The sequence below is a fragment of the Mycobacterium asiaticum genome, assembly GCF_001673315.1.
Lineage (GTDB): Bacteria > Actinomycetota > Actinomycetes > Mycobacteriales > Mycobacteriaceae > Mycobacterium > Mycobacterium asiaticum_B.
Genome location: NZ_LZLQ01000028.1, coordinates 1 through 24,481, shown reverse-complemented (window position 1 = coordinate 24,481; position 24,481 = coordinate 1). Strand labels below are relative to the sequence as shown.

At 66.0% G+C, this 24,481-nt stretch carries 22 protein-coding genes and 2 pseudogenes; 9 read left to right on the top strand and 15 right to left on the bottom strand.

What is annotated here, in order from left to right; all coding sequences use genetic code 11:
* Nucleotides 1-63 precede the first annotated feature (63 nt).
* A complete protein-coding gene (locus tag A5636_RS05085) occupies nt 64-1,344 on the top strand; it encodes a protein kinase domain-containing protein (RefSeq protein WP_172827156.1) in 1,281 nt (426 codons plus the stop codon).
* 13 nt (nt 1,345-1,357) lie between these two features.
* On the opposite strand, the gene A5636_RS05080 is transcribed toward A5636_RS05085, so the two are convergent.
* Genes A5636_RS05080 through A5636_RS05070 form a run of 3 tightly spaced genes read right to left on the bottom strand, consistent with a single transcriptional unit; the run spans nt 1,358 to nt 4,195 of the window.
* Complete coding sequence (locus A5636_RS05080; RefSeq protein ID WP_065157618.1) at nt 1,358-2,746, bottom strand: class II 3-deoxy-7-phosphoheptulonate synthase; 1,389 nt, start codon at nt 2,744-2,746, stop codon at nt 1,358-1,360.
* A gap of 34 nt (nt 2,747-2,780) precedes the next feature.
* A complete protein-coding gene (locus A5636_RS05075; protein ID WP_065157617.1) occupies nt 2,781-3,284 on the bottom strand; it encodes a polyadenylate-specific 3'-exoribonuclease AS in 504 nt (167 codons plus the stop codon).
* 41 nt (nt 3,285-3,325) lie between these two features.
* Entirely contained in the window at nt 3,326-4,195 is an 870-nt protein-coding gene (locus A5636_RS05070; RefSeq protein WP_065157616.1) for a hypothetical protein, read from the bottom strand.
* 87 nt (nt 4,196-4,282) lie between these two features.
* Here A5636_RS05070 and A5636_RS05065 point away from each other — a divergent pair, with 87 nt between their 5' ends.
* Complete coding sequence (locus tag A5636_RS05065) at nt 4,283-5,560, top strand: glycosyltransferase 87 family protein (RefSeq protein ID WP_065157615.1); 1,278 nt, start codon at nt 4,283-4,285, stop codon at nt 5,558-5,560.
* A 46-nt stretch (nt 5,561-5,606) separates the two neighbouring features.
* Here A5636_RS05065 and A5636_RS05060 read toward each other — a convergent pair whose 3' ends face one another.
* The 5 genes from A5636_RS05060 to A5636_RS05040 form a co-directional block, all read right to left on the bottom strand.
* Nucleotides 5,607-6,356, bottom strand: a complete 750-nt coding sequence (locus A5636_RS05060; RefSeq protein WP_065157614.1) for a lysophospholipid acyltransferase family protein — start codon at nt 6,354-6,356, stop codon at nt 5,607-5,609.
* 95 nt (nt 6,357-6,451) lie between these two features.
* Nucleotides 6,452-6,844 carry a hypothetical protein gene (locus tag A5636_RS05055; RefSeq protein ID WP_065157625.1) on the bottom strand — a complete coding sequence of 131 codons (393 nt, stop codon included), beginning with the start codon at nt 6,842-6,844 and terminating at the stop codon, nt 6,452-6,454.
* Nucleotides 6,841-8,103, bottom strand: coding sequence for an ArsA family ATPase (locus tag A5636_RS05050; RefSeq protein ID WP_081287610.1), 1,263 nt, complete (start codon nt 8,101-8,103; stop codon nt 6,841-6,843). Before A5636_RS05050 ends, A5636_RS05055 begins: the two co-directional genes overlap by 4 nt.
* Nucleotides 8,100-8,534, bottom strand: coding sequence for an SRPBCC family protein (locus A5636_RS05045; protein ID WP_065157612.1), 435 nt, complete (start codon nt 8,532-8,534; stop codon nt 8,100-8,102). Before A5636_RS05045 ends, A5636_RS05050 begins: the two co-directional genes overlap by 4 nt.
* 69 nt (nt 8,535-8,603) lie before the next feature.
* Complete coding sequence (locus tag A5636_RS05040) at nt 8,604-8,993, bottom strand: polyketide cyclase / dehydrase and lipid transport (protein WP_065157611.1); 390 nt, start codon at nt 8,991-8,993, stop codon at nt 8,604-8,606.
* 143 nt (nt 8,994-9,136) lie between these two features.
* Between A5636_RS05040 and A5636_RS05035 the strand changes: the two genes are divergently transcribed.
* Together A5636_RS05035 and A5636_RS05030 are read left to right on the top strand one after the other, a co-directional pair.
* The gene (locus A5636_RS05035; protein ID WP_065157610.1) at nt 9,137-10,939 is read left to right on the top strand and encodes an AMP-dependent synthetase/ligase; all 1,803 of its coding nucleotides are present in this window, start codon (nt 9,137-9,139) and stop codon (nt 10,937-10,939) included.
* 500 nt (nt 10,940-11,439) lie between these two features.
* Nucleotides 11,440-11,874, top strand: a complete 435-nt coding sequence (locus A5636_RS05030; RefSeq protein ID WP_172827155.1) for a thioesterase family protein — start codon at nt 11,440-11,442, stop codon at nt 11,872-11,874.
* A gap of 81 nt (nt 11,875-11,955) precedes the next feature.
* Here the strand turns inward: A5636_RS05030 and pimB are convergent, their stop codons facing one another.
* The 4 genes from pimB to A5636_RS05010 all read right to left on the bottom strand — a co-directional run bounded on the left by pimB (nt 11,956) and on the right by A5636_RS05010 (nt 15,773).
* Nucleotides 11,956-13,116 carry a GDP-mannose-dependent alpha-(1-6)-phosphatidylinositol monomannoside mannosyltransferase gene (gene pimB / locus A5636_RS05025; RefSeq protein WP_065157608.1) on the bottom strand — a complete coding sequence of 387 codons (1,161 nt, stop codon included), beginning with the start codon at nt 13,114-13,116 and terminating at the stop codon, nt 11,956-11,958.
* 133 nt (nt 13,117-13,249) lie between these two features.
* Nucleotides 13,250-13,966: a hypothetical protein gene (locus A5636_RS05020; protein ID WP_065157624.1), complete on the bottom strand. Its 717-nt coding sequence runs from the start codon at nt 13,964-13,966 to the stop codon at nt 13,250-13,252.
* Nucleotides 13,967-14,189: 223 nt separating this feature from the next.
* Complete coding sequence (ripC, locus tag A5636_RS05015; protein ID WP_065157607.1) at nt 14,190-15,347, bottom strand: peptidoglycan hydrolase RipC; 1,158 nt, start codon at nt 15,345-15,347, stop codon at nt 14,190-14,192.
* A 171-nt stretch (nt 15,348-15,518) separates the two neighbouring features.
* Entirely contained in the window at nt 15,519-15,773 is a 255-nt protein-coding gene (locus A5636_RS05010; protein ID WP_065157606.1) for a hypothetical protein, read from the bottom strand.
* A gap of 45 nt (nt 15,774-15,818) precedes the next feature.
* Between A5636_RS05010 and A5636_RS05005 the strand changes: the two are divergent.
* Nucleotides 15,819-17,744, top strand: a pseudogene (locus A5636_RS05005) (DEDD exonuclease domain-containing protein); the annotation flags it as partial.
* Here A5636_RS05005 and trpD read toward each other — a convergent pair.
* Entirely contained in the window at nt 17,682-18,761 is a 1,080-nt protein-coding gene (gene trpD / locus A5636_RS25280; RefSeq protein ID WP_437339804.1) for an anthranilate phosphoribosyltransferase, read from the bottom strand. The pseudogene A5636_RS05005 and the gene trpD overlap by 63 nt on opposite strands.
* Before the next feature lie 125 nt (nt 18,762-18,886).
* Between trpD and ctaE the strand changes: the two genes are divergently transcribed.
* The 4 genes from ctaE to qcrB all read left to right on the top strand — a co-directional run bounded on the left by ctaE (nt 18,887) and on the right by qcrB (nt 23,343).
* Nucleotides 18,887-19,498 carry an aa3-type cytochrome oxidase subunit III gene (gene ctaE, locus A5636_RS05000; protein WP_065157605.1) on the top strand — a complete coding sequence of 204 codons (612 nt, stop codon included), beginning with the start codon at nt 18,887-18,889 and terminating at the stop codon, nt 19,496-19,498.
* A 40-nt stretch (nt 19,499-19,538) separates the two neighbouring features.
* A complete protein-coding gene (gene qcrC / locus A5636_RS04995; protein WP_155763603.1) occupies nt 19,539-20,381 on the top strand; it encodes a cytochrome bc1 complex diheme cytochrome c subunit in 843 nt (280 codons plus the stop codon).
* Between the two features lie 68 nt (nt 20,382-20,449).
* Nucleotides 20,450-21,610, top strand: a complete 1,161-nt coding sequence (gene qcrA, locus A5636_RS04990) for a cytochrome bc1 complex Rieske iron-sulfur subunit (RefSeq protein WP_253900502.1) — start codon at nt 20,450-20,452, stop codon at nt 21,608-21,610.
* Complete coding sequence (gene qcrB, locus A5636_RS04985) at nt 21,607-23,343, top strand: cytochrome bc1 complex cytochrome b subunit (RefSeq protein WP_065157602.1); 1,737 nt, start codon at nt 21,607-21,609, stop codon at nt 23,341-23,343. The genes qcrA and qcrB overlap by 4 nt, the downstream gene beginning before the upstream one ends.
* Before the next feature lie 310 nt (nt 23,344-23,653).
* Here the strand turns inward: qcrB and A5636_RS04980 are convergent, their stop codons facing one another.
* Both A5636_RS04980 and A5636_RS25275 read right to left on the bottom strand, forming a co-directional pair.
* On the bottom strand, nt 23,654-24,289 hold the full coding sequence (locus A5636_RS04980; RefSeq protein WP_065157601.1) for a DUF2561 family protein: 636 nt from the start codon (nt 24,287-24,289) through the stop codon (nt 23,654-23,656).
* Nucleotides 24,289-24,481, bottom strand: a pseudogene (locus A5636_RS25275) (MmpS family transport accessory protein); the annotation flags it as partial. The gene A5636_RS04980 and the pseudogene A5636_RS25275, both read right to left, overlap by 1 nt.

Here is a 24,481-nt window from a genome sequence, read left to right as displayed (position 1 = left end):
TGAGGCTGAGTTTCCCCACGAAGTTTCCGCACGAGATTGCGTCGCGCACCTACGATGGCCTCCGTGGTTGAGACGGGAGACCCGCGGCACAGCACGCTGCTGGACGGCCGCTATCTCGTCCAGGCCAAGATCGCCAGTGGCGGCACTTCGACCGTGTATCGGGGGGTGGACACCCGGCTGGACCGGCCGGTCGCCTTGAAAGTGATGGACAGCCGCTATGCGGGTGACCAGCAGTTTTTGACCCGCTTTCAGCTCGAGGCGCGCGCGGTGGCGCGGTTGAAAAGTCCGGGCGTAGTAGCGGTCTACGACCAGGGGCACGACGGTCGGCACCCGTTTTTGGTGATGGAACTCGTCGAGGGCGGCACGCTGCGCGAGCTACTGACGGAACGCGGTCCGATGCCGCCGCACGCCGTGGTGGCGGTGCTGCGGCCGGTGCTGGGCGGACTGGCCGAAGCCCATCGCGCCGGTCTGGTGCACCGTGACGTCAAGCCGGAAAATGTCCTGATCTCGGACGACGGCGAGGTCAAGATCGCCGATTTCGGCTTGGTCCGGGCGGTGGCGGGTGCCGGAATCACTTCCGCCAGTGTCATTTTGGGCACCGCTGCTTATCTGTCGCCGGAGCAGGTGCGCGACGGCAATGCCGGCCCGCGCAGCGATGTCTACTCGGCCGGGATACTCACCTACGAGCTGTTGACCGGCCAGACCCCGTTCACCGGTGACTCGGCGCTGTCCATCGCCTATCAGCGGCTGGATAGGGACGTGCCACCGCCCAGTGCGGTAATCGACGGCGTGCCACCACAATTCGATGACTTCGTGGCGTGCGCGACCGCTCGCGACCCCGCTCAGCGGTATGCCGACGCGATCGAGATGGCCGCCGACGTGGAGGCGATCGCCGAAGAGCTGGGGCTGCCGGACTTTCGGGTGCCCGCACCGCGCAATTCGGCCCAGCACCGGTCGGCGATGATGCAGCGCGACCGCGCGGCCGAGCGCCAAGACACCGCCGCGCCGCCGGTCCAGCGCCCCACCCGACAGTTCACCCGCGACCCGTACCCCGATGAGTGGCCGGACCCCGAACCGCCGTCCGAACCCGACTACAAACCTGACTGGGGCGTCGAGGAATCCGACTGGGGCGTCGACGAATCCGACGACGAATCCGACTGGGGCGTCGACGAATATGCACCCGACTCAGGGCAATTCGCGGGCATCTCGATCGAGGAGTTCATCTGGGAGCGACAGCACAACCGTCGCATGGTGCTCATCTGGATTGCGGTGGTGCTCACGTTGACCGGACTCGTCGCCACCGCCGGCTGGACCCTGGGCGTGCACCTGAGCAGCTTGCTGTAGCGGCCCGCGCCCGCTAGTCGCGCAGCATCTCCGCGACCAGAAAGGCCAGCTCTAGCGATTGCTGGGTGTTCAACCGCGGGTCGCAGGCGGTCTCGTAGCGGCCCGACAGGTCAGTGTCCGAGATGTCCTGGGCTCCACCGAGACACTCGGTGACGTTCTCGCCGGTGAGCTCGACGTGGATCCCACCGGGGTGGGTGCCCAGGGCGCGGTGCACTTCGAAGAACCCTTGCACCTCGTCGACGATGCGATCGAAATGGCGCGTCTTGTAGCCCGTCGAGGACTCGTGGGTGTTGCCGTGCATCGGGTCGCACTGCCAGATCACCTGGTGGCCGGCGGCCTGCACCTTCTCGATGATCGGCGGCAGCACGTCGCGGACCTTGTTGTTGCCCAGCCGGCTCACCAGGGTCAGCCGGCCCGGCTTGTTGTGCGGGTCAAGGCGCTCGACGTACTCGACGGCCAGCTCCGGAGTCATCGTCGGGCCGATCTTGACGCCGATCGGGTTGGCGATCACTTCAGCGAAGGCGACGTGCGCCCCGTCGAGCTGGCGGGTGCGCTCACCGATCCACACGGTGTGTGCCGAAAGGTCGTAGAGCTGGGGCTCGCCGTTCTCGACTTCGGACAGGCGCAGCATGGCGCGCTCGTAGTCGAGGACCAATGCCTCGTGGCTGGCGTAGATCTCCGCGGTCTGCAGATTGCGGTCGGAAACCCCACAAGCGCTCATGAACCGCAACGCACGGTCGATCTCGGAAGCCAGTGCCTCGTATCGCGCGCCGGCCGGCGACGTGCGGACGAACTCGCGGTTCCAGTCGTGCGCCAGGTGCAGCGACGAGAATCCCGATGAGGTGAGCGCCCGAACCAGATTCATTGCGGCGCTGGCGTTGGCGTAGGCACGCACCAGCCGCGACGGGTCGTGCGCGCGCGCCGCAGCGTCCGGGGCGAAGCCGTTGATCATGTCGCCGCGGTAGGACTTCAGCCCCAACGCGTCGATGTCCGACGACCGGGGCTTGGCGTACTGGCCCGCGATGCGGGCCACCTTCACCACAGGCAGGCTGGCACCGTAGGTGAGCACCACCGCCATCTGCAGCAGGGTGCGGATATTGCCGCGGATGTGCGGCTCGGTGTTGTCGGTGAACGTCTCGGCGCAGTCGCCGCCCTGCAGCAGAAACGCCTCGCCCTTGGCGACCAGCGCGAGTTGCTCCTGTAACCGGACGATCTCGGACGGCACGGTGACCGGCGGCACACTCTCCAGCACCGTGCGCATCGCCGTCGCCTGGTCTTCGGGCCAGCTCGGCTGCTGGACGGCCGGCTTGGCCAGCGCGGCGTCCAGGCGTGCGCGCAGGTCAGACGGCAGCGGCGGCAGCGACGGCAGCTGGTCGATCGGGATGTCGACGGTCCAGTTCATCGGTCCATCGTAACTGTGGCCGTTCGTCGGCTGATCAGGGCGAACGCCTGGCCGAACCATCGTGGGCCGTGATGATCCGGAAGCGATCGAGTTGATCCCGAGCGTCCACCAGCGCGTCGTGCACGTCCCGGGACCGAGGGGGCAGCCGCGGGGATCCCCGCTCCTCCCACAATTGGCGCAACTCCCGGGTGAATCGGGGTATCGCCCGGGGCAGATCCGGCATCGTCCCCCACAGCTGGCACAACGCCACGTGGTCATACGCCCCCACCCAGGCCCACAACTCGATAGGCTCCGAACCCGTCACATCGAGGAACTCTTCCAGGTCATCGCGGATGCGACGACGGGATCGCCACAGCTGAGAGGCCGGGGGCGGCAGCTTGGGCAGCACGTGGGCCCGCACCCAGCTGCCCGCCCGATCCGGGTCGAATTCGGTGGAGACGGCGTAATACTCGCGACCGTCCTCGGCTACCACTCCGATGGAGATCAGCTCGATGGTGCGGCCATCCTCGATGAACTCGGTGTCGTAGAAATACCGCACCGGCGCAGCTTAGTGCGCCTCAGCGCGGCGAGAAGACGGAGTCACGCGCTGAGCGGAATGGGCTCGGTGCCCTCGGGCGGCGGCGCGGGATGTACATCCAGGTCCAACTGGGCGTCGACGATGCGATCGTCGGGCAGCCGTGGCGTCCCGGCGATCGCGCCCTGCAACCACAATTTGGCCTGCACCACTGGCCGTCGCCACCGTCGTTCACGATCCAGGGCGCGGCGCATTTTGGCCGGCCGGGTGGTGTAGCGCCAGCGTGCCCACGGAGCGTGCGGCCGCGACAAGCGGATTGCGCCGATGACCAGCAGGACCACGATGAACATGCCCAGCAGGCCCGTCCAGACCTTGCCCTTGAGCAGCACCACCACCGCCAACGGCAGCGTCAGCACCAGCCCGCCGGCCAGTGTGCTCTGCAGCGTCACCCAGTTGCCGTCGTGGCGGATCGGCAGGATGAACATCAACGGGTGCAGGCCCAGCATCAGCAGGCCGGCAACGGCCACCGCGGCGAACACGGCGTCCACCGAGCTGCGCCCATCCTCCTCCCAGTACACGTCCGACAGGTGCAGGATCAGCGCATACTCGTCCAGCACCAGAGCCGCGCCGATGCCGAAAAGGGTTGCCGCGATGGTGAACTGAGACTCACGCCCGGTGACAGCCAGGGTTACGAGGGTCAGTCCGGACAACATCACCAGCACCACACCGAACGCCACATGGTGGATGTGCACCGCCCCGACGTGAATGTTGCGCGGCTGCCACCACCTCGCCGGCCTGCCCCGGTCCCCGCGATGACGGATGAATCGCACGCAGGACCGGGTGACGAAGAAGGTCAGGATGAAGGCGATCAGACAGCACAACAGCGGCAGCCTGCCGCGGTCGACGATGTCATGCTGCAGCCAATGGCCCACCATAAAAAGCTACGCCCGCGGGCGCGCCCGCGCCGGAAGCCGCGCTGCGCGGGCCAGATCTCGCACCATAACGATTAGGCTGTCCTCGACATGAGTAAATCGCAGTCGCCCGTCGCGGGCAGTCGACTGGGGCGGGTGTGGTTGTGGTGCCTGCTCTGGCTGCTGGCGGCTGCGGCCCTGGGCTACACGTGCTGGCAGTTATTCGGGCACATCCCCTACCGCATCGACATCGACGTCTATCAGATGGGCGGCCGAGCCTGGTTGGACGGACGTCCGCTGTACGGGACCGTGATGTTCCATACGCCGATCGTGGACCTGCCGTTCACCTATCCCCCGCTGTCCGCGGTGCTGTTCAGTCCGTTCGCCTGGATGGGGATGCCTGCCGCCAGCGTCGCGATCACCGGGTTGACGCTGGCCATGCTGCTGGCATCGACCGTCATCGTGTTGACCCGCCTCGACGTCTGGGCCGGCTCGGATGTGCTTTCCGGCCCGGCGTGGCTGCGCCGGGCGTGGCTGGCCGTGGTGATCGTCGCACCGGCGTCGATCTGGCTGGAGCCGATCAGCTCGAACTTCGCCTTCGGCCAGATCAATGCCGTGTTGATGACGCTGGTGATTGCCGATTGCTTCCCGCGTCGCACGCCCTGGCCGCGAGGTCTGCTGCTGGGCCTGGGTATCGCACTCAAACTCACCCCTGCGGTCTTCTTGCTGTACTTCCTGCTCCGGCGAGACAAGCGGGCCGCGATCACCTCCGTGGTGACTTTCGTCGGCGCGACGCTGGTGGGTTTCGCCCTGGCCTGGCGGGATTCGTTGGAGTACTGGACACACACGCTGCACCACACCGACCGCATCGGTGACACGGCGCTGAACACCGACCAGAACATCGCCGGCGCGCTGGCCCGGCTGGGCCTCGGCCAGCACGAACGGTTCCCGCTGTGGGTGCTGGCGTGTCTGCTGGTGCTGGCGATGACGATCTGGGCGATGCGCCGGGTGCTGCGCGCCGACGAGTCTCCGCTGGCCATCATCTGCGTCGCGTTGTTCGGATTGGTGGTATCACCGGTTTCCTGGTCGCATCACTGGGTCTGGATGCTGCCCGCGGTCTTGGTGACGGGCGTGATGGCGTGGCGGCGCCGCAACGTCGCCTTGGGCGTGGTCACCGCGGTGGGCTTCGCGGTGATGCGGTGGACGCCCATCGACCTGCTGCCCAAGCACCACGAGACGACGGCTGCGTGGTGGCGGCAACTGCTGGGGATGTCGTATGTCTGGTGGGCGCTGGCGGTCATCGTGATCGCCGGCCTGACCGTCACGGCTCAACTAGCGCCGACGCGGTTGGCGACGCGCGAACGCACCCCGGTAGCAGCCGCGGGCTGAATCAACCACCCGGGTATCGGCCGCGGGCTGAATCAATCGGAGTCAGTCAACCGGCCTGGGTCTCCGGGATCCGGTCGGCCTCAGCCGAATCCGATTTAGAGCCTTCCCCGTCGTTGTCCTCGGCGCTGCCGTCTTTGACACTGGCGGCATAAATGTCGACGTACTCCTGACCGGACAGACCCATCAGTTCGTACATCACCTCGTCGATGACGGCGCGCTCGATGAAGTGGTTGCCGGACAGCCCGTCGAAACGCGAGAAATCCATCGGCTCGCCAAAACGGACCGTGACGCGACCGAACCTCAACATCGAGCTGCCGGGCGGGTTGACCACGTTGGTGCCGATCATCGCCACCGGGATCACCGGAACCCCGGTCTGCAACGCGAGACGCGCCAACCCGGTCTTGCCCTTGTACAGTCGGCCGTCCGGCGAGCGGGTGCCCTCGGGGTACATCCCCAGCAGCTTGCCCTGGCGCAGCACTACTTTGGCGGTCTCCAGCGCGGCCTGTGCGGCTTCGGAATCGCTGCGGTCGATCGGCACCTGCCCGACGGCCGTATAGAACCAGCGGTTGAACCAGCCCTTCAGCCCGGTACCGGTGAAGTATTCAGACTTGGCAAGGAAGGTGATCCGTCGCCGCACCACCAGCGGCAGGAAGAAACTGTCCATGACCGCCAAATGGTTGCTGGCCAGAATCGCCGGGCCAGAACTCGGGACATGGTGCAGCCCTTCGATTTTCGGACGACCGAGCAGGGACAGCAGCGGGCCGAGAAGGATGTACTTGAACAGGTAGTACCACATGGTTCCCCTTCGGCCGCACCGGATGGTGTCTGCGCCAACTGTACCGATCCGCGATGACCCGGACCACATCGCGAAGTAGGGCCGCTATCGCGGGCTCACTCCCGCAGAGTAACCGGGATGGCCTGGTAGCCGGTCCGGGTGGCGCCATTACCGTTGGTGCTCGGCGCGGACGGTTCGGTGGCCGAACCCCCTTCGGACGGGTCACCGTCCGGCGGTGGATCGGCCACGTGGTGCATGTCGTCGACGATGGACTGAATCACTTCGAGCAACGCGACGCTGTGGTTGGCGATGACCGTCACCATCGGGTGCTGCTCACCGTTGACCACCGCTGCCAACGCGCACACCGGGCACCACACCTGTTGGCACTTGCCGGGGCCCCCGCTGGACGCCAGGGTGGCGGCGGCCCGCACGGCAGGATCGATCCCGTCCACGATGGCCTGCGCCAACCGGCGCAACTCCGGTCCGATATCGGTATGACCCGTGCTCACTTTGGCCATACCTCCGGATCTGGTTGGAAACGAACCGTCAACTCACCGCCACGCAACTGTGCGTCCAGCACGGTACATCGACGTAACACCGAGGCTAACCGAATCCGGCGGCGTACCCCGCCCGCACTGATGATCAGGTCGTCGTCCGAGCGACCGAGCGCCAGCGATCCGGGGTCAAGCTGGGGCAACGCCAGCCGCAGTCGGTAGACCGATTCCAGCCCCGAGCCGGACTCCAGGTCGACGACGGGACGCAGCGGTGCCGGCGGGGGGCCACCGCGGCGGCGACGGGCGCTGTCGAGCAGCCCACCCAGCGCCTTGGTCCCAATGGGCTCCCCCGCTTGGTGCGCGACGAGTACCAGCGCCACGTCACCGATGGTGGCGTCCAGTTCCTCCAGGACGGCCCGCTGCTCGGAAATGCGCTCCGAATACCAGTAGAACGCCGGATGGTCCGGCAGGCTTCGGTATTCGTAGGTCTCGTCCTGGATGAGCACCTGATTGACGAGCAGTTCTGCTACCCGCACCCCCATCAGGGCGAGCGAGCCCAGGGTACGGGCCGCCTCCGCGGCAACCACCCGCTCGGGAGTGAGGACAAGGTGCGCGCTGACCAGTTCAGCGTCGGTCAGCAACGAGCTGAGCCGCTCCACCCCGGCGCTGGCCCGTTCCAGCAATTGCACCACCGCCGCCGAGCGGCTGTCGTCGGCGCCGATGCTGAGCCGGCGGTGCCGCGGCCACGCCCGTTCCACGTACAACGCAAATGTTGCCGGCAGGGTCAGCATTCGTAACGCGTCCGCGGTCGAGGCGCAGTCGACCACGATGCGATCCCATCGTCCCGATGTCGCCAGGTCGCCGACGGCGTGCAGCCCGAGCACCTCCTGGATGCCGGGCAGCGCTGAAAGTTCTTCGGGCGCAACGCGACTGAGATCAGACTCGGGAAATCGCGCGCCGAGCGCGGCGGCCACGTCGAGCCACCGGTCCTCGAGCAGGGCCAGGGTGTCCAAAGCCAACGCGTCGAGATAGCCGCCGCCGGTCTCCGGGTCGTCAGCGAGCACCCGCACGGCTTCGCCCTGGCCGGTCGGCGGAACCGGAACGCCCAGCACGTCGCCCAGCGAGTGCGCTTGGTCGGTGGACACGACCAGCACGCGCTGACCATCGCTGGCGTCACGAACAGCAGTCGCACACGCCAGGGTGGATTTCCCTACCCCGCCTTTACCTACGAAGAGGCTGATCCGGGCCGGGGTGGGCGCCGCGGAATCACTCAGCCCTCGACTCGTTTCTTCAGATCTTTCAACGCTCCGTCGATCAATCGGCGTTCGGCCTTGCGCTTGAGCATGCCGATCATCGGTACGGCCAGGTCGACCGCCAGCTCATAGGTGACTTCGGTCCCAGAACCCTTGGGCGCCAAGATGTATGAACCTTCCAGAGACTTCAGCAACGAGCTGGATTCCAGGGTCCAACTCAGCGATTTGCGGTCGTCGGGCCACTGGTAGTTCATGATCAAGGTGTCCTTGAAGATGGTGGCGTCCATCAACATCCGAGCTTTTTTGGGATATCCGTCGTCGTCGGCCTCGAGGATTTCGACTTTTTTGTACTCGTTGATCCAGTCCGGGTAGGACTCGATGTCGGCGATGGCGTGCATCACCTCAGCAGGATCCGCGTCGATGTAGATCGTCTGCGTTGTCTTGTCCGCCACTTGACTGCTTCCCTTTCCTGGTTCACCCGGTCGGTTGCGGGAGCGCCCCCACCGCCCTGCCTGATCCGGTTAAACTACCGGAGAAACACCCACCGGACGTGCCTCTTCCAACGTCGTTTTCACCTCGAACGCCATTTTCTTGCCCGCCACTCGACGGCGATGCGTCAGCTTGGCGAGGTTCAGCTTGGCCAGCTCCGGCCCCGACACTCCGGTCGGCTCCGCGTGCAGGAAGTAATGCAGGATCACACCGTCCATCGACGGTTCCAGCCAGACCTCCATGGTGCCGGTCAGCGCGCCAGCGACCGTCCACCGCATGCCCTTCTCGGCACGATCCTCGGTGACCGTCAACTGCAGATCAGGCCACCATCTCCGCCACTTGGATTTGTCGGAGACAGCGGCACCAACCAGAGCGCCGTCGGCGGCTACATATGTTTCGTCAGCGATCTGGATGCTGTTCATCGCCTCAGCTTCACATATCGGCCCTGTCAGCCATCCATGCGAGGTCCCGACCGGGCGTCTCCACGCTGCGCGAATGACGGCATTAGGCTTGGGAACAGCAACCGGCAAGAAGCGCCGCCCTAGGTCAAGCGAGGTAACTTCAAGTGCGTCAGTACAGTGTCCCCGCCCGCTTCAGCGTCGACGAGCACGACAACGTCGCGGCCGTGGTGTTCGAGCATGAGCGCGACGACCCGGATTATGTGATCTACCAGCGTCGGGTCGACGACACTTGGACCGACGTGACCTGCGCGCAAGCGGCCGAGCATGTCCAATCCGCCGCGTTGGGTCTGATCGCACTGGGCGTCGAGGCGGGCGATCGGGTATCGATCTTTTCGGCCACCTGCTACGAGTGGGCGATCCTTGACCTGGCGATCCTGGCCGTAGGCGCGGTCACCGTTCCGATCTACGAGACATCCTCCGCTGAGCAGGTGCGTTGGGTGCTGAAGGACTCCGGAGCCGTGGTGGCGTTTGCCCACACTGACGCCCACGCCGCGATGGTCACCGAGCTCACCGGCGACCTTCCGGAGCTTCGCCGGGTGCTGCACATCGACGGCTCGGGACCCAAGGCGCTGGACCAGTTGGCGGAGGCCGGCGCATCGGTGGACGCGGCCGAACTGTCGGCACGGCAAGAGGCATTGAGCGCCGAGCACGCGGCGACGCTGATCTACACCTCGGGCACCACTGGCCGGCCCAAAGGCTGCCAGCTGACCCACTCGAACCTGCTGCACGAGATCCGCGGCGTCCAGGAGTGCCTGCCGCAGTTGTTGCGCGAGGGCGAGCGGCTGCTGGTGTTCCTGCCACTGGCTCACGTGCTGGCCCGTGCCCTGACGCTGTCTGCGTTCACCAGCAAGGTCACCGTCGGATTCACCAGCGACATCAAGAACCTGCTGCCCCTGTTCGCCGAATTCAAGCCGACGGTGGTGGTGTCGGTTCCGCGCGTGTTCGAAAAGGTGTACAACACCGCCGAGCAGAATGCGTCCAATGACGGCAAGGGTCCGATCTTCAAAGCGGCTGCGGAGACCGCGGTCGACTGGAGTCGGGCCCACGACGACGGCAAGCCGGGATTGGTGCTGCGCGCCAAGCACGCGGTGTTCGACAAGCTGGTTTACGGGAAGTTGCGTGCGGCCCTGGGTGGGAATTGCCGAGCGGCGGTCTCCGGCGGAGCGCCCCTGGGAGCCCGACTGGGCCACTTCTATCGGGGTGTCGGAGTCACCATCTATGAGGGCTACGGGTTGACCGAGACGAGTGCGGCCATCACCGTCAACCAGATCAAAGGCCTGAAGATCGGGACGGTCGGAAAGTTGGTGCCCGGCAACAGCCTCAAGATCGCCGAGGACAAAGAACTGCTGGTACGCGGTGGGGTGGTATTCAGCGGCTACTGGCGCAACGAGCAGGCCACCGAAGAGGCCTTCACCGATGGATGGTTCCGCACCGGCGACCTGGGCTCGATCGACGAGGATGGCTTCTTGAGCATCACTGGTCGTAAGAAGGAACTCATCGTGACCGCGGGCGGCAAAAACGTGGCGCCGGCTGTCTTGGAGGACCAGTTGCGCTCGCATCCGCTGATCAGCCAGGCGATGGTAGTCGGGGATAACAAGCCCTTCATCGGCGCACTGATCACCATCGACCCGGAATCATTCGACGGCTGGAAGCAACGCAACAGCAAGTCCGCCAGCGCCTCGGTCGGCGACCTTGCCACCGACCCGGACCTGGTCGCCGAGGTGGACTCAGCTGTCAAGAAGGCCAACCAGCAGGTTTCGCACGCGGAGTCGATCCGCAAATTTCGCATTCTGCCCGTCGACTTCACCGAGGACACCGGTGAGCTCACCCCGACCATGAAGGTCAAGCGCAACGTGGTGGCCGAGAAGTTCGCCGCCGACATCGAGGCGATCTACTCCAAGGACTGATACGCGTTCCGACGATGAGCAGTGTTGATGGACACTGCCCCGGTCCGTAGGTGCTTGAGACACCGTCGAACCTCAGTGCACTGCTGGGACCCCGGCGCACCGGCGGACACCGGGCGGTGCCGCTTAGCGTGAGCCATGCGGGGTTTGCTCTGCAGGTACCGGCGCTGCCACCCCGGCGCCCTTCGTCAGATATGCCGGGAATTTTCACTTGTGCATCTTGCACATGAAAATTCTTTTACCTTGACCATTTTGTCCATTGCCAACCGTGCGCCTGCCTGTCAACATTCTGCCAGCACTTCTGCGTCACCCGGGTCCATAACTTTTCTTCTAAAGTTCACGTGGATATCGGGGTTTAATTATCTGCACCGGATCAGAGCCTAGTCACGGGAGAGTAGATGCTCTATTACACCAGATTGATAACCTTGTGGTTCAAAAGCATCTTCTTTCACGACAAAGACTCCCAACATATTCTTGAAGAGAATCGCATCACCCTGAGGGCGATGCCCGGCGAATGCAATCTGTTCATGATGATGGACAATTCCAAGTACAACCGCGTCGTGGATCTGACCAAGTACTACATGCTGATCCACTACCGGAAACTGGGCATCATCCTCAAGCGGAAGTGGAACCCGCTGACGGTTTCACTCGAGCTCAGCATCATGCGACCGGTGCGGTTATTCCAAAAGTACCAGGTGGTGTCCAAGGTGATCTATTGGAAGAATGGATACGTTTATCTCGAACATCGGTTCCTGCGGAATGACACCTTGCATGCGATGGCGTTGTCGAGGACATGTTTCGTTGCCGGGGACAAGCTGGTGGCAGATGAGGATTTGAGTGAACTCTACGGCACCACTTCCCCACTGATTCCCGACATCATCTCGAAGTGGGATGAATTAAAGACACTCAAGAGCCAACGAAGTCTGCAGCGCATTTGATGTCTCTGCGATCGGTTGACAGGTTTCTAACGCGACGCGGCCGAGAGCCGGAGTGACCCAGTTCCGATCGGTTGACAGGCTTTAACTCGAAGAGTCCGGCTTGCCTCGCAACAAATCCCCGAGGCGGGAGGCAAGGACGTCCCAGCGCCATTGCGTCGTCACCCATTCCCGGCCCGCGGCGCCCATCGCGGCGGCACGATCGCGATCGGACAGCAACTCGGTCACTGCTTCGGCGACCTCGTCAACCGACGTGCCGTCGATTACCAACCCGGTCTTGTTGTGCTGCACGGCTTCCGGTGCGCCGCCCGAGTCCCCGGCGATTACCGGTATCCCGGTCGCCGAGGCCTCCAGAAACACGATGCCCAAGCCCTCCACGTCCATGCCGGCACCCCGGGTGCGGCACGGCATCGCGAAGACGTCTGCCATCGCATGATGAGCGGGTAGTTCGTCACCCGGGACGCCGCCGGTGAACGTCACATGCTCGGCCACCCCGCATTCGCGGGCCAGCTTGCGCAGCGGCTCCAGGTAGGGACCACCGCCGACAATTACCAGAGCCGCGCCGTCGACGCGCCGCCGGATTGACGGCAGGGCCCTGATCAGCATGTCCTGGCCTTTGCGAGGCACCAGCCGGGACAGGCACACCACGGTCGGCCGCTCGCCCACTCCGTAGCGCTCACGCAGCTCAGCGCGGGCGGCGGGGTCAGACCGGAACCGGTCACTATCTACCCCGGGTGGCAGGTATTCCAGGGCGGCGTCTGGTCCGAACGCCGGCGCGAAACGCGACCGGGTGTAACGACTGACGAACGTGACCACGTCGGTGTCGTCACCGATGCGGCGCAGCACCGATCGGGCCACCGGAAGCATCGACCATCCCACTTCGTGACCATGTGTGCTGGCCAGCACCCGACCCGCGCCGGCCTGCCGGGCCCGCGGCGCTAGTAGAGCCAACGGCGCTGCCGCGCCGAACCACACCGTGTCGATGTCGTTTTCCTCGATGAGCCGCCGCATCCGAGCATCGACTGTCGGGACGGGCAGCATCAGGGTGCTGGGATGACGCACCACCCTATAGCCCGCGGCTACGGCTGCCTGATCAAAAGCCTCCGCGCCCTTCCACTTCGGCGCATACACCGTGACGTTGTATTTCCCGGAGTCAACCAGCCGACTGACGAACTCGCCCAGGTAGGACTGGATGCCGCCGCGCCGCGGCGGAAAGTCGTTCGTTACCAGCAGGACCCGGCTCACGCACGACACGTTAGCGTGGCCCCGGGCGACGAGCGTCCCCCAAATGCCGGGTGCAGCGGCGTGTCGCCGTGCCTACACGCGCCCTCGCGGCGATACGGCACGTCCCTGGGTGCCGTCACACGATCGCGTCAGATCACCCCGCGCTGTCGATCCACTGCCGCCAGCCCGCCAGCAGCGCGGCCGCGTCGAGTCCCAGTACCCGCTCGGCGGCGGTGGGCAGATCGGAATGCCCGGCCCCGCACGCAGCCACATAGAGTTCGCGCAGCTTCGCCGGCCCGTAGCGATCAGCGACGAAACGGGCAAACCACCAGGCCCGGTCATAGGCGCGGGAGCGCTGCGCCCCAGGCGTGTCCAGGTCGCGATCCGAGGGCAGCGAGACCACCGAGGACGACGCACCGGGCGGTAACGGCGCTGGCCGCCGGGCCACGAAATCCGCCACCCCCTCGGTCAGCCACTGCGGCGCATTCAGTGCGGTGCTCGCTCGGGCGGCGTAATGGAAAAGCTCGTGTGTCACCACTATTCGCAGGGCATCTGCGCTCATGTCGGCCGCGCCGGGCGCGAAGACGATCCGCTGTCCGACCGCCGAGCGGGTGGTCGGGTCCACGCGCTCGAACACCGTCACCGCGGCGATATCCGCCCACTGCGCGGCCGGTCCACCCCCGGCCGCAGCCCGGAACTGTTCATCCGAACCGGTGGCCAGCACCGAGACCTCGTGCGTCCAGTCCCCTCCCCAGAACGCCAGTACCGCGTCCAGGGCGCCACGGATATCGGACCCGACTCGGGACAGCAGTTGATCGCCGCGGGAACCCCCGATATTGGTCAGCCGGACGGCTCGATCGCCCACCATCATCAGCGTGGGGGCCGGGGCAGACGCTGGGCGTGCCGCGGGCGGGTCCTGCCCCGCAGCAACCGCTGGGCGTGCCGCGGGCGGGTCCTGCCCCGCAGCAACCGCTGAACGTGCCACCGGCGGGTCCTGGCCCGCAGCAACCGGCAGGACAGCCGCCGTCTCGATCAGGAATACAAAGGCAAGCAGCAGTGAAAGCCGTCGGCGCGGCAGCACCGCGCCGAGAGCGTCAGTAGCGGCGGGCGTCGTAGATCGGACCGGACGACTCCATCGGCACCACCCGAACCGGCTGGCCGTAGGTGGAGGAGTGCACCATCATGCCGTCACCGACATAGATCCCAGTGTGCGATGCGTCTGAATAGAAGGTGAGCACGTCGCCGGGCTGCAGGTCGGACAGCGCCACCGGCTGACCACCGTGCGCCAGCGCCTGGCTGGAGTGCGGCAGCGAGATGCCGGCCTGTTGGAACGCCCACATCACCAGGCCCGAGCAGTCGAAGCCGCCGGGTGCGGCACCGCCCCAGACATAGGGCGAGCCGATCTGGGTCAGTGCGGCCTGTACGACAACGGCGCGGTCACCGGTGGCACCCTCACCGGGGGCCGTGAAGGGCACTCCGGTCACGCCACCGGGCGCCGGCGCCTGACCAGGTGCGGGCGCACCGTCTGGACCCGGTGGCAGCGCTTCGGGCGCGGGCGCCCCGGGCGCTCCATCCGGAAGGCGCTCGGGAACCGGGCCCGGATTGGCCATCGCGGTGCGCTGATCCGGGGTCAAAGCCATGTACTGCGACTTGACCACAGCGATCTGCACCTGTAGCTGACTCTGCTTGTGTTGCAGGTTGGCCCGCACCGCCGCAGCCTGCTCAGCAGCGGACTTGGCGTCGGCGGCCGATCTTGCCGACACCTGCTCGGCCTTGGTCGCTTCCGCGCCGGCGGCCTTGAAACCGGTCATCTGCGAAGACATCTGCCGCGCCATCACCCGCTGCACCGCTAGCCCGTCGATCAGCAGCTGCGGGGACTCGGCGGTCAGGATCGCGGTCAGGCCGTCGGTGCGCCCACCCATGTAGGTGGCGGCGGCAACCTTGTTGACCGCAGTCTGGAAAGTGGCCAGCCGTTCTTTCGCGGCCGTCAGCGCGGCCTGGGCGTCGGCGAGCTTGCGCTCCGCAGCCTGCTGCGCAGCGAGTTTCTCGTTCAAGTCGAGCTGCGCGCTGTGCATGGCCTCGGTGGTTTGTTCAGCCTGCCGCGACAGTTCGTTGAGTTTTGCCAGCGCGTCCTCGGCAGGATCGGCCAGCACAGTTGCGGCGGAAACCCCCGCAAAGATGATGAAGCTGGCTAACGAACCGATGGCGGACCGCTTGACTACATGCGCGATCGAATGCCTATCGAGCCTCAAGATTTGCTTCCTTAAACTGCCATCGACGTAAATCCGTCGAGCTGGTTTAGGTCTCAAACAGGTTACGAAACGATATCGACGTTTGTCCAAAGGGAGGAGTTAAGAAATTGGGAAGAATTATGTCATTTCTCTGTGAGTGTGTTTAGCGCCGTCGCCGACCCTACACGACTTCTAAGCCACACCCGACTCACCACCACGCCGAACCGGGACCAGCCGCAACCGCGGCGCCAACCCAACCTCGGCCAGCGCCTCCAACGCGACTTGCTCGTCGTAGGAAAGGGTTTCGGGCACCCCGAGCAAAACGCTGACCACGCAGTCGCGGCAACCCGGACCGCGCACCGCGCAATCGTCGCAGTCGATGACCACCGGCTCCCCCGGTTTGGCCGTTGCGCCACCGGGTCTTTCGGCTCCGCCGCTGTATGCCATCTGTGTCGACCTTCCGGTAGTCAATAACTCCCACACTTCGTGCTGATGCGCACGGTAACGGTGGGCACCGACAACAACGCCCGGCGTGGGAACCGACCGCTGTCGGTGCGCATGCCTAACGTCACCGCCATGGCTGCGACCGCTGCGACTCAACTCAGTTTCGCCGACGTCGCTGATGCCGCCCAGTCGCCCGGATGGCAAGCGCCCGAAGAGTTGTCGTTACGGGAGACCACCTTCGTGGTCGTCGACCTGGAGACCACCGGCGGACGCGCCCAGGGCACCGGGACGGCAACCCCGGACGCGATCACCGAGATCGGTGCGGTCAAGGTCCGCGGCGGCGCGGTCCTCGGCGAATTCGCCACGCTCGTCGACCCGCAGCGCAGCATCCCACCGCAAATCGTGCGGCTGACCGGGATCACCACGGCAATGGTCTGCGACGCCCCGACGATCGAATCGGTATTGCCGATGTTCCTCGAATTCGCCGGCGATTCCGTCCTGGTCGCGCACAATGCCGGTTTCGACATCGGCTTTCTACGCGCCGCCGCCGAGCGGTGCCAGATCGTGTGGCCGCGACCGCGGGTGCTGTGCACCGTCCGACTGGCGCGGCGCGTGTTGAGTCGCGAAGAAGCCCCGAGCGTGCGACTGGCCGAGCTGGCACGCCTCTTCGCCGTGGCGACCCAGCCCACCCACCGCGCCCTCGACGACGCTCGCGCCACGGTCGACGTGCTGCACGCCCTCATCGAACGTGTCGGCAATCAGGGCATCCACACCTACGCTGCCCTGCGGTCTTACCTGCCCAACGTGAGTCCGGCACAGCGCCGAAAGCGGGTGTTGGCCGAGCACCTGCCCCGCCGGCCGGGGGTCTACCTCTTCCGCGGCCCGTCCGGCGAGGTGCTGTACATCGGCACCGCGGTGGACCTGCGCCGCCGGGTGAGCCAGTACTTCAACGGCACCGACCCGCGCACCCGGATGAAAGAAATGGTCGGTCTGGCCGATTCCGTCGACCACGTGGAATGCGCACACTCGCTGGAAGCGGGCGTGCGCGAACTACGACTGCTGGCCGCGCACGCCCCCCCATACAACCGCCGATCGAAATTCCCGCACCGCTGGTGGTGGGTGGTGCTCACCGACGAGGCGTTTCCCCGGTTCTCAGTAGTGCGCAATCCGCGGCACGACCGGACCGTCGGACCATTTCGGTCCCGCGCGGATGCCGCCGACACCGCCGCCCTGTTCGCCCGCTTCACCGGGGTGCGCACCTGCCCCAAGCGGTTGGGGCGGTCGTCTCTGCACGGTCCCGCGTGTCCGGTACGCGAGGTGTCACCCTGCCCCGGCGCCCGCGACGCGACAGCCGAACAGTACGCGGCCTCGACGCGGCGGGCCCTGGCGCTGATCGACGGGGTGGACAACTCCGCGCTGGCGGCGGTGGTCCAGCAGGTCGCAGTGCTGGCCGAGCGCCGCCACTACGAGAGCGCGGCGCGGCTGCGTGATCACGCGGCCACGGCCATCGATGCGTTGTGGCGCGGCCAGCGCCTGCGGGCACTGGCGGGGCTTGCGGAATTGATCGTCGCCGCGCCAGACGGGCAGGGCGGCTACTTCCTTGCCGTCATTCGCCACGGACAGCTCGCGGCCGCCGGTTCCGCTCAGCGCGGCGTGCCGCCGATGCCGGTGATCGATGCGATTCGCGCCGGCGCGCAAGCGATCCTGCCGACGCCCGCTCCGCTGGGTGGCGCACTGGTCGAAGAGACCGCACTGATTGCCCGCTGGCTCGCGGCGCCCGGGGTGCGCATCGTCGGGGTCACCGGCTCGGGCATCGACGACGCGGGCTGGGCATCCCCGGTGGGGTCGGCGGGTGCATGGTCGGCATGGGCGGCCACCGCACGGTCGGCACGCCTGGCCAGCCGCCAGGCCTCAGACCTGATTACTGAACCGCACCCAACGCGCGAGCAGCTGTTCGGCCGCCCCGCTGTCGATCGCACGGGCAGCCCGGCGCAACCCGTCCTCCCAGGCCGGCAACCATTCAGCGCGGCTGGATAAGCCGGCATGCGCCACCAGGGCACCCGCGGCGTTGAGCACCACTGCGTCGCGCACCGGCCCGGTGGCCCCGGCCAAGACCGCGCGCACTGAACCTGCATTGGCCTCCGCGTCGCCGCCACGCAGCTCGTCGAGTTCGGCGCGTGGGAAACCGAATCCCGCGGGATCGAACCTGAGCTTGTCCACGGTGCCGGCCTGCACCCGCCAGATGGTGCTGGTCGTCGTGGTGGTCAGCTCGTCCAGCCCGTCGTCGCCATGCACCACCAGCACGCTGGAACGGCGCGCAGCAAACACCCCAGCCATTACCTCGGCAAGATCTGCGAATGCGCAGCCGATCAGCCCGGCTCGCGGTTTGGCTGGATTGGTAAGCGGCCCAAGGAGATTGAATACTGTGGGCACCCCGATCGCGCGGCGTACCGCCGATGCGTGCCGATACGACGGGTGAAACTGCGGCGCGAAGCAAAACCCGATGCCCAACTCGGCGACACTGCGCGCCACCTGTTCGGGCCCCAGGTCAATCCGCACCCCGAGCGCCTCTAGGGTGTCGGCGCCGCCGGACAGCGACGAAGCCGCCCGGTTGCCGTGCTTGACCACCGGCACCCCGGCGGCCGCCACCACGATCGAGGCCATCGTGGACAGGTTGACGGTGTTGACCCCGTCGCCGCCGGTGCCGACGACGTCCACCGCATCCTGATCGATCGGGACCGGGACGGCGTGGCTGAGCATGACGTCGGCCAACTCGCTCACCTCACCGGAGGTCGGGCCCTTCATTTTCAGCGCCACGGCGAACGCTGCGATCTGGGCCGGCTGCGCGTCGCCGGCCATGATCTGATCCATCGCCCAGTGGGCCTGCCCACGCGCCAGGTGCTGTCCGTCGGTCAGCTGGCCCAGGACGTGCGGCCAGGACGACGCGGGGAGCCGCTCCCCCGAGGACACAGCCTCACCTGACGCAACCACGTCGCCGATGGTCCCACGAGAATCAGCCGCTCCCAACCGGCACCCGTGGTGCATCTCGAACACGTAACGAACGAATTTGTGCCCCGGGTAGAGTTCGACAACTACAAAGCGTCATACTTGCGGATGTGACGAGTGCTGTAGGGACCTCGGGTACTGCGATTACCTCGCGCGTGCATTCGCTGAATCGCCCCAACATGGTCAGTGTTGGCACCATAGTGTGGCTTTCCAGCGAACTCATGTTCTTTGCTGGCCTGTTCGCGTTCTACTTCACGGCGCGATCGCAGGCCGGCGGGAACTGGCCGCCGCCGCCGACCGAGCTGAATCTGTATCAAGCCGTTCCGGTGACGCTGGTGTTGATCGCGTCGTCGTTCACCTGCCAGATGGGGGTGTTCGCGGCCGAGCGCGGCGACGTTTTCGGGCTGCGCCGCTGGTATGTGATCACGTTCCTGATGGGGCTGTTCTTCATCTTGGGCCAGGGCTACGAGTACTACCACCTGGCCACGCATGGCACGACGATCCCTGGCAGCGCCTACGGCAGCGTCTTCTACCTGGCGACCGGCTTCCACGGGTTGCACGTCACGGGCGGGTTGATCGCGTTCATATTCCTGCTTGCGCGCACCACGATGAGCAAGTTCACCCCCGCACAGGCCACCGCCAGCATCGTCGTGTCCTACTACTGGCACTTCGTGGACATCGTGTGGATCGCGCTATTCACAGTGATTTATTTCATCCGATGAGCCCGCGGCTCCGAATACAGCAATGAAGAGGAGTGTTCGGTTGAAGAAAATGGGGTCCACCCGATCAGGCGCGGGCAAGAGTGCCCGGTCCCGGCGGCGATTGCACCGCCGGCTGTCCGGCGGACTGTTGCTGCTGATCGCCCTGACCATCGCGGGCGGGTTGGCCGCCGTCCTGACGCCGGCGCCCCAGGTGGCGGTAGCCGACGAGTCCGGATCGGCGCTGCTGCGTAACGGCAAGCAGCTGTTCGACACCTCCTGCGTGTCCTGCCACGGCGCCAACCTGCAGGGCGTGCCGGATCACGGTCCGAGCTTGATCGGCGTGGGCGAGGCGGCGGTGTACTTCCAGGTGTCGACCGGCCGGATGCCGGCGATGCGCGGCGAGGCACAGGCGCCGCGGAAGGACCCGATCTTCGACGAGGCGCAGATCGACGCGATCGGCGCCTACGTGCAGGCCAACGGCGGCGGGCCGACCGTGGTGCGCGAGCCAGACGGCAGCATCGCCACTCACTCGCTGCGGGGCACCGACCTGGGCCGTGGTGGCGACCTGTTCCGGCTCAACTGCGCGTCCTGCCACAACTTCACCGGTAAGGGCGGGGCACTGTCGTCCGGTAAGTACGCGCCCGATTTGGGCCCCGCTAACGAACAGCAGATTCTCACCGCGATGCTGACCGGACCGCAGAACATGCCGAAGTTCTCCGACCGGCAGCTGTCGTTCGAGTCGAAGAAAGACATCATCGCCTACGTGCGGACCGTCGCCGAGGAACGTTCGCCCGGTGGCTACGGACTAGGTGGATTCGGACCCGCGCCCGAGGGCATGGCGGCATGGATCATCGGCATGGTCGCGGCCATCGGCCTGGCACTGTGGATTGGGGCACGATCATGAGTGGCGGATCTGACGTGAGCGGCCGCGGCGAGGGCAGGGTCAACACCGATACCGACACCCACACCCAGATGGGTGCAACCGAGCCGGATGACGCCGCCCTGTCCCGCATGTCACGGGAGGAACTGCTGGCGCTGGGGAGCAAGATCGACGGCCTCCAGATCGCGTATAAGGAGCCCCGCTGGCCGGTCGAAGGGACCAAGGCCGAGAAGCGCGCGGAGCGCTCGGTGGCTCGGTGGCTTTTGCTGGGTGGCGGGTTCGGGCTGGCCCTGCTGCTGGTTTTCCTGTTCTGGCCGGCGGACTACAAAGCAGAGGGCGAGAGCGGCAGCATCTGGTACACGCTGGCCACCCCGCTGTATGGGCTGACGTTCGGAATGTCCATCCTGTGCATTGCGATCGGCGCGGTGCTGTTCCAGAAACGCTTTATCCCCGAAGAGATTACGATTCAGGACCGGCACGATGGCGCCTCCAGCGACCTCGACCGCAAGACGGTCGTGGCGAACCTGACCGACGCCTTCGAGGGTTCCACCGTCGGGCGCCGGAAACTGATTGGACTGTCCTTCGGAATCGGCCTGGGCGCGTTCGGTCTCGGCACCCTGGTCGCGTTTGCCGGCGGATTGATAAAGAACCCGTGGAAGCCGGTTGTCTCCACCGCCGAGGGCATGAAGGCTGAGCTGTGGACGTCGGGTTGGACCCCCCGGGTCAAAGGCGAAACCATCTATCTGGCGCGGGCCACCGGCGCCCACGACGGCCCACCGTTCATCAAAATGCGTCCCGAGGACATCGATGCCGGCGGCATGGAGACGGTCTTCCCGTGGCGCCCGTCGGACGGCGACGGCACCACTGTGGAATCGCACGAGAAGCTGACCGCGATCGCGATGGGTATCCGCAACCCCGTCATGTTGATCCGGATCAAGCCCAGCGACGTCGACCGTGTCGTCAAGCGCAAGGGCCAGGAAAGCTTCAACTTCGGAGAGTTCTTCGCCTACACGAAGGTCTGCTCCCACCTGGGTTGCCCCGCATCGCTTTACGAACAGCAGTCCTACCGGATTTTGTGCCCATGTCACCAGTCGCAGTTCGACGCGCTGCATTTCGCCAAGCCGATCTTCGGCCCGGCGGCCCGTGCGTTGGCGCAGCTGCCGATCACAATCGACTCCGAGGGGTATCTAGTCGCCAACGGTGACTTCATCGAGCCCGTCGGACCGGCATTCTGGGAGCGCACGACAACATGAGTCCTAAATTGAAACCCCCGAAAATCGGAGACGTCCTGGCCGGCCAGGGCGAGGCCATCGACAGCCGCTATCACCCGTCGGCGGCGGTACGGCGTCAGCTCAACAAGGTGTTCCCCACCCACTGGTCGTTCCTGCTCGGTGAGATCGCGCTGTACAGCTTCATCGTGTTGCTCATCACCGGCGTGTACCTGAGCTTGTTCTTCGATCCGTCGATGGCCGAGGTCACCTACAACGGTGTCTACCAACCGCTGCGCGGGGTAGAGATGTCCCGGGCCTACGAGACGGCGCTGAACATCTCCTTCGAAGTCCGGGGCGGACTGTTCGTACGGCAGATCCACCACTGGGCCGCACTGATCTTCGCCGCGTCGATCATGGTGCACCTGGCGCGCATCTTCTTCACCGGCGCGTTCCGGCGTCCGCGCGAGGCCAACTGGGTGATCGGCTCGCTGCTGTTGATCCTGGCCATGTTCGAGGGCTACTTCGGTTACTCGCTGCCCGACGACCTGCTCTCGGGAATCGGGTTGCGCGCCGCGCTGTCCTCGATCTCGCTGGGCATGCCGGTGATCGGCACCTGGCTGCACTGGGCGCTGTTCGGCGGCGACTTCCCGGGGACCATCTTGATCCCGCGGCTTTACGCGCTGCACATCCTGCTGCTGCCCGGGATCATCTTGGCCCTGATCGGCGCGCACTTGGCGCTGGTGTGGTTCCAGAAGCACACTCAGTTCCCCGGCCCGGGCCGCACCGAGCACAACGTCGTCGGTGTGCGAGTCATGCCGGTGTTCGCCGTCAAGTCGGGTGCCTTCTTCGCCGCCATCGTCGGCCTGCTGGGTCTGATGGGCGGTTTGCTGCAGATCAACCCGATCTGGAATCTGGGTCCGTACAAGCCATCCCAGGTATCGGCCGGTTCGCAGCCGGACTTCTACATGATGTGGACGGAAGGCCTGGCTCGTATCTGGCCGCCATGGGAGTTCTACTTCTGGCACCACACCATCCCGGCCTCGGTGTGGGTCGCGGTCATCATGGGCCTGATCTTCGTCCTGCTGATCGTCTATCCGTTCCTGGAGAAGCGGTTCACCGGGGATTACGCGCACCACAATCTGTTGGTGCGGCCCCGAGACGCCCCGGTACGCACCGCGGTGGGCTCGATGGCGATCGCCTTCTACATGGTGCTGACGCTGGCAGCGATGAACGACATCATCGCCTACAAGTTCCACATCTCGCTGAACGCGACCACGTGGATCGGGCGTATCGGCATGGTGGTGTTGCCGCCGTTCGTCTACTTCATCGCTTACCGCTGGGCGGTCGGACTGCAGCGCAGCGACCGCGAGGTGCTCGAGCACGGTGTGGAGACCGGCATCATCAAGCGGCTGCCGCACGGCGCCTACATCGAGCTGCATCAGCCGCTCGGCCCGGTCGACGACCATGGTCACCCGCTGGCGCTGGAATACCAGGGTGCGCCATTGCCCAAGCGGATGAACAAGCTGGGCTCGGCGGGCTCGCCAGGTTCGGGCAGCTTCCTGACCGCGGATCCGGCGTCGCAGGACGCCGCGCTGCGCGAGGCAAGCCACCTTTCCGAACATCGGGCTCTCACCGCGCTGCGGGAGCATCAGGAGACTATCGCTGGATCGAACGGGCACGGTTCCAGCAGCCACGGCTCCAACGGACACGGCTCCAACGGGCACGGAGCTCCCACCGGTGAGCATGACGCGCCTCCCGGCGCTAGCAAGAGGTAGAAACAGCACGAGAACACAAGAAGGTGCGGATGGGCGGCCAACGGCCGCCCATCCCCCTTTTCTAGGTAAGGCCTGCCCGGCCGCATTCCCAGTGCTGTGGTGGCGATCCAGGCGGTGTCCCGGCAACGACGCGTGCGCGTGTTCTAGTGCGACGCAGGCACGTGTGTCTAGCCGCGAGCTACGCGACCGTTCTAGCCGCCGGGCCTGGCGTGGGTTCTAGACGCGAGGCACGCGCGTGCTCCAGCAGCCACGCTTGCGGGGTTCTAACCGCCACGCATGCAGAGTTTTAGCCGCCACGCCTGCGCGTGTTCTAGTCGCGACGGATCTGCCGCACGTACAGAAACTCTATGGCGGGCAAGCCCAACGCGATGGCCCCGGCGAGGCCGAAACAGCCCCACGCCCCGCCCTCGTGCCCGGCAGCCAACAAGTACGTCCCGACCGCCACGGCGGTCAGCGACGCCCCAATCGCGGTCGTCAGTGCAAGCGTGCCGCGCAACCAGATGCGGTCCACCACCTCACCGGACCATTCGTCAAGCGCCCCATAGGCTTTGACCGGCTCCCGACGGGCCGGCTCAGCGGATCCGCGGGCCCCGGTGCGGCCGGACTGCCGCACTGGCTGCCGAACCACCCCGCCCTGCAGCGCCCGTGACCGCACAATCGGCTCCATCTGCGTCGCACGACGAGCGCGCAGCAGGACTGGGATGGCGCCGGCGATGATCAAGGCCGAGACGATGATGACGGCATACAACACCCAGGTGGTGTGCGGGGTCCGGGCCGCCTTGTGGAAGCCGCGCCCCAGGTCCGCGAGGGTGACAGCGGCCGCCACGCTGACGCCGACCAGGACCAGCCAGATCGCGGCGCAAGCTCCGATCATGATCCGGTCGATGAGGTCCGGGTTCACGACGGGATCGGGTCCGCGCCGATACGAGGAATACCTGCCGACCATCAGCAGCTCGTCTGGGCTGCGTCATTGCTGTTGGAGGACAGCACTGTTCCGTCGTTGGTAATGATCGAGCAATTCAGCCTGCTCACCCGGAAGAGACTGGACGCCTCCACCGAGCCGACGTCCGACGTCGAAATCGGCGTGACCGTCATCGTCCACGGGATGTACACGTTGTGCTGCGTCCGGCGCCGGCCC

Coding starts and splice junctions, on each gene's coding strand:
- A5636_RS05080 (WP_065157618.1), bottom strand. CDS start 2,746: ATGAACTGGACCGTCGACATCCCGATCGACCAGCTGCCGTCGCTGCCG.
- A5636_RS04980 (WP_065157601.1), bottom strand. CDS start 24,289: ATGGTCGGCAGGTATTCCTCGTATCGGCGCGGACCCGATCCCGTCGTG.
- A5636_RS05070 (WP_065157616.1), bottom strand. CDS start 4,195: ATGGTGGGCCATTGGCTGCAGCATGACATCGTCGACCGCGGCAGGCTG.
- A5636_RS05040 (WP_065157611.1), bottom strand. CDS start 8,993: ATGAACAGCATCCAGATCGCTGACGAAACATATGTAGCCGCCGACGGC.
- qcrA (WP_253900502.1), top strand. CDS start 20,450: ATGGGTGCAACCGAGCCGGATGACGCCGCCCTGTCCCGCATGTCACGG.
- A5636_RS05010 (WP_065157606.1), bottom strand. CDS start 15,773: ATGGCATACAGCGGCGGAGCCGAAAGACCCGGTGGCGCAACGGCCAAA.
- A5636_RS05065 (WP_065157615.1), top strand. CDS start 4,283: ATGAGTAAATCGCAGTCGCCCGTCGCGGGCAGTCGACTGGGGCGGGTG.
- qcrB (WP_065157602.1), top strand. CDS start 21,607: ATGAGTCCTAAATTGAAACCCCCGAAAATCGGAGACGTCCTGGCCGGC.
- A5636_RS05020 (WP_065157624.1), bottom strand. CDS start 13,966: ATGATGGTGGGCGATCGAGCCGTCCGGCTGACCAATATCGGGGGTTCC.
- A5636_RS05060 (WP_065157614.1), bottom strand. CDS start 6,356: ATGTGGTACTACCTGTTCAAGTACATCCTTCTCGGCCCGCTGCTGTCC.
- A5636_RS05030 (WP_172827155.1), top strand. CDS start 11,440: ATGCCCGGCGAATGCAATCTGTTCATGATGATGGACAATTCCAAGTAC.